General features: G+C 33.6%; 3 protein-coding genes. 1 reads left to right on the forward strand and 2 read right to left on the reverse strand.

What is annotated here, in order from left to right; genetic code table 11:
- On the reverse strand, positions 1-599 hold a 599-nt coding region (locus KI369_RS28475; protein WP_212958996.1), incomplete at its 3' end, for a TetR/AcrR family transcriptional regulator.
- A 115-nt stretch (positions 600-714) separates the two neighbouring features.
- On the opposite strand from KI369_RS28475, the gene KI369_RS28480 reads away from it, so the two are divergent.
- Positions 715-2946, forward strand: a complete 2232-nt coding sequence (locus tag KI369_RS28480; protein ID WP_212958994.1) for an MMPL family transporter — start codon at positions 715-717, stop codon at positions 2944-2946.
- A gap of 44 nt (positions 2947-2990) precedes the next feature.
- Here KI369_RS28480 and KI369_RS28485 read toward each other — a convergent pair whose 3' ends face one another.
- Positions 2991-3176, reverse strand: a complete 186-nt coding sequence (locus KI369_RS28485; RefSeq protein WP_212958995.1) for a DUF4021 domain-containing protein — start codon at positions 3174-3176, stop codon at positions 2991-2993.
- Positions 3177-3330: the final 154 nt, after the last annotated feature.

Genomic DNA, 3330 nt, shown 5'->3' on the forward strand with positions numbered 1-3330 from the left:
AAAGAAACGATTTCTTGTGCTAATTCATCTATACTTACAATAATAGGATTGTCATTTTCATCTTTAAAATTCCCAATTGATAATAAAGATACGAATGCATGAGCGGCAAATTTAGGGTTACCTTTTTGGATTTCTCCAAGTTGCATCGCTTTATCGAGTGCTTTTTCTAATACTTCATACATGCTATCTTCAGCTTTTTTTAATTCCTTTAATTGTTCTTCAGATAAAGATAGTTTTGCATCTTTCATAAAATTTTTCATATCGATATCCATTGTGGCATGTAAGTAAACTTTAGCAAAGTTTAATAATCTCTCTTCTAAAGTATCGTTTGTAGAGAGTATTTGAGACATATTCTCACGTATACGGACCATCATTTGGATCATAGTAGCGGTAAATAAATCGGCTTTTGTTGAAAAGTAATAGTAGACGGTTGCTTTCGTAACTCCACAAACTTTTGCGACTTCATCCATGGAAACGACTTGATAATTTTGAGTAAGAAATAATCGTGTTGCAACTTCCAAAATGGTTTCTTTTGTAGATTTTGTATTTTTATTTTGGCGAGGCCTTCCGAGAGGACGTTGTTTTTGTTCCAAATCTATTCGCTCCTGACATGTATTCTTGAAATAATTATAACATAATTTTTATTCATTCTTGATTAATTAACCGACCAGTATATATAATTAATAATGGAGGAAAAAAGGAAGGTGGGTTTTTATGAAAAAGCACCCGTTACATATGTTAGGGAAGCTTGTAGCAGGGAAGCATACGCAGTGGATAACTTTATCGGTTTGGATTCTTATTACATTATTACTTTCATTTACGTTACCACAAGTAAATAGTACGAAAGAACCAAATCCGAAAAACTTACCCGAAACAGCTATGTCGCAGCAAGCGGAAGCACTTATGAAAAAAGAGTTTCCGAATAATGCAGGAAATCCGTTATTAGTAGTATGGCATAGAGATGGTGGATTACAGTCAAAGGATTATAAACTCATACAAGACGTTTATAAAGAATTAAAGGCCAGTCCTTTAAAAGAGCAATCCACATTACCGCCATTTGATACAATCCCGGAACAAGTATTATCAAAAAGCGCATCAAAAGATGGTACATCATTTGTCACACCGGTATTCTTTAATAAGTCGGCTGGAACAGATATATTAAAAGGAAATCTTGATGATTTAAGAAAGATAGTGAATAGTAAGGTGGATGTAGATCCATTTAAACAAAAAATAAGTGATTCTGGATTACATGTTCGATTATCTGGACCAGTAGGTATTCAAACAGATGCGGTTAGCTTATTTAGTCAAGCTGATGTGAAGTTATTAGTTGCTACTGTATTACTCGTATTAGTTTTATTAATTTTATTGTATCGTTCACCAATTTTAGCAATTTTACCTTTACTTGTTGTTGGCTTTGCATACGGTATTATTAGTCCTACCCTTGGTTTCTTAGCTGATCACGGATGGATTAAAGTAGATGCTCAGGCAATATCAATCATGACAGTATTATTGTTTGGTGCTGGAACGGATTATTGTTTATTTTTAATTTCAAGATATCGAGAGTACTTGCTAGAAGAAGAAAGTAAATATAAGGCATTGCAACTTGCAATTAAAGCTTCTGGCGGAGCAATTATAATGAGTGCATTAACTGTTGTACTTGGATTAGGAACATTATTACTTGCTCATTATGGTGCCTTTCATCGATTTGCAGTGCCATTTAGTGTAGCTGTATTCATAATGGGAATTGCTGCTTTAACAATTTTACCAGCATTTTTATTAATTTTCGGTAGAACTGCATTCTTCCCATTTATACCGAGAACAACTTCGATGAATGAAGAATTTGCAAGAAAGAAAAAGAAAGTCGTAAAAGTTAAAAAATCAAAAGATGCCTTTAGTAAAAAACTTGGAGAGGTTGTAGTACGAAGACCATGGGCAATAATTATGCTCACTGTATTTGTATTAGGTGGATTAGCTTCATTTGTACCACGTATTCAATACACATATGACTTATTAGAATCGTTTCCAAAAGATATGCCTTCCCGTGAAGGGTTTACGTTAATTAGTGATCATTTCTCAGCTGGTGAATTAGCACCAGTAAAGGTTGTTGTTAATACGAAAGGAAAAAAGCTTCCTATTAAAGAAGAACTAGAGAAGTTTTCTTTCGTAAAAACTGTGAAAGATCCAAAAGTGGGCACAGAAAATAAGCAAATACAAATGTATGAGGTTTCTTTAGCTGAAAATCCATACTCAATTGAAGCGTTAGATCAAATCCCTAAATTGAAATACAGTGTAGAAAAAGTATTAAAAGATGCTGGGGTTAGTAATGCAGAAGATCAACTATGGATTGGCGGAGAAACAGCGTCATTATATGATACAAAGCAAATTACGGAACGTGATGAAGCAGTTATCATTCCAGTAATGATTAGTATTATAGCTTTATTATTACTTGTTTACTTACGATCAATTGTTGCGATGATTTATTTAATTGTAACTGTTGTATTATCGTTCTTCTCGGCACTAGGAGCAGGGTGGCTATTACTTCATTATGGTATGGGAGCGCCGGCCATTCAAGGTGCGATACCGTTGTATGCATTCGTATTTCTAGTTGCTTTAGGTGAAGACTATAATATCTTTATGGTTTCAGAAATATGGAAAAACAGAAAGACACAAAATCACCTGGATGCAGTAAAAAATGGCGTTATACAAACAGGTAGTGTCATTACATCCGCAGGTTTAATTTTAGCAGGAACTTTTGCAGTATTAGGTACACTTCCAATTCAAGTGCTTGTTCAATTTGGTATTGTAACTGCAATTGGTGTACTACTAGATACATTTATTGTTAGACCATTACTTGTACCAGCAATTACAGTTGTTCTAGGACGCTTTGCTTTTTGGCCAGGAAAGCTTTCAAGAAAGAATGAAGAAGTACAAAAGGTGGATGCATAGTTAAGAAAGCCAAGGATATTTTCCTTGGCTTTTTCCTATGTAGTTTATGAATTTTTTGAAGTCAAATCTTCAGTTTCAGCGTGATCAGCATCTTCAATAGCAGTTTCAGGCATGCCATATAAACCGTTCATTGCTTGTTCTTCGATATTAAGATTTGCAGTATTATTATTTTGAATAGGTGTAGCGTTTTCGATAACATTTTCTTTTTTATTTACATTTTTGTTATTCATGTGTGAATCCTCCAAATTTCATTTGATTTATCTATAGTATGTGGATTGATTTCCAGAAATATGTGATTTGATTCTTGCAGATGTTATATAATTAAATAAATAATTAGGATGAAATATAAACTGTTAGGAGTGAACAATTATGGTGAAAGCAAGG

Source organism: Bacillus sanguinis, from assembly GCF_018332475.1.
In the GTDB taxonomy this organism is placed as follows: domain Bacteria; phylum Bacillota; class Bacilli; order Bacillales; family Bacillaceae_G; genus Bacillus_A; species Bacillus_A sanguinis.